The sequence below is a fragment of the Caulobacter sp. P1_B12_2 genome (assembly GCF_056406675.1).
In genome coordinates this window covers 1-1,243 of sequence record NZ_JBFTZS010000740.1, presented here as the reverse complement: position 1 = coordinate 1,243, position 1,243 = coordinate 1, and the positions used below count along the sequence as shown (strand labels likewise).

Below are 1,243 nucleotides of genomic sequence, written 5' to 3'. Positions count from 1 at the left end.
GACGCTGGGCAGTTGAGCGGCCTTGGCCTGGTTGGCCAGGGCCTGGGCGCGGCGCAGGCGGGCCTCGGCCTGAGCGAGGGTGGGAGAGCCCGTCAGGGCCTCGTCGACCAGGGCGTCCAGCTGGGCGTCGCCATAGGCCTTCCACCAGGCGTCGGCCGGCCAGGCGGCGGCGTCCGAGCCGGGAAGGGTCTGGGCGGTGGCGTAGGTCTCGGGAGCCTTGGCCACCAGAGCAGGCGTGGCGGCCGGCATCGTGGCGCAGGCGCTGGTCAGCATCGCGGCCAGCAGGATCGAAACCGTCACGCCGACCTCGCGAGACCTTGGCGTCCCCGAAGCGAGGGGGGAGGCGAAGGGCTTGTCCAGGGCGTTGGTAGTCATGTGCGCCGACCTTGAATTGACCGTACTGTACGGTCATATGATGGCGCTGATATAACCGTGAGCTTGACGGGATCAAGGGGGAACCCGAAGGAAAAGAAATGATGCAGGACGTGAAACCGCGTCTCGACCGAGACACTCGCCGTGAAGCCATCCTGGACGTCGCCCGCGACGTGTTCCTGGAGGAGGGCTACGCCAACGCGTCCATGTCGACGATCGCCGCCAGGGTCGGCGGATCCAAGGGCACGCTCTACAACTACTTCAAGAACAAGGAAGAGTTGTTCGCCGCCTATGTGGTGCGCCACTGCGCCTGGCAGCGCGACAGCATGTTCGATCTGACGTCGGAGGTCGGCGACATCCGCGAAGCCCTGACCCAGGTGGGGCGCACCTTCCTGTCGATCGTGCTGAGCGACTTCAGCATGGCCAATTTCCGCGTCATCGTCGCCGAGGCGCAGCGTACGCCGGCGCTGGGACTGGCATTTCACGAGACCGGCCCCCGTAGGGGCGCGGAACTGCTGGGCTCCATCTTGCAGCAGGCCATCGACCAGGGGCAGCTGAAGAAGATCGACGACCCGGTCCACGCCGCGCGCCAGTTCATCGGCATGTGCCAGAACTGGATGATGAAGGCCCGGCTGTGCAACGCCATGGCTGAGCCGACCCCCGAGGAGATCGACCGCGAGGTGCTGCCGGCGGTCGAGATGTTCCTGGCGGCCCACGGCGTCACGGCCTAGGCGTTTTCCGCTTGGCGCGCGCGCCGTAAGGCGGCACTTGGGGCGCTGAAGGCGGCGTCGCGATCGGCGCCCTGAAAGACGGAAAGCGCGGCCATGCAAGGCGTCACCATCGTCGACCACCCCCTGGTCCGCCACAAGCT

General features: G+C 67.1%; 1 protein-coding gene and 1 pseudogene. One reads left to right on the top strand and one right to left on the bottom strand.

Features of this window, described 5'->3' with window-relative positions; translation table 11 throughout:
- Positions 1-375: pseudogene (locus tag AC1DZ6_RS25405) on the bottom strand (multidrug transporter); the annotation flags it as partial.
- 101 nt (positions 376-476) lie between these two features.
- Here AC1DZ6_RS25405 and AC1DZ6_RS25400 point away from each other — a divergent pair.
- The gene (locus tag AC1DZ6_RS25400; protein ID WP_477099857.1) at positions 477-1,103 is read left to right on the top strand and encodes a TetR/AcrR family transcriptional regulator; all 627 of its coding nucleotides are present in this window, start codon (positions 477-479) and stop codon (positions 1,101-1,103) included.
- The last annotated feature ends 140 nt before the right edge of the window (positions 1,104-1,243 follow it).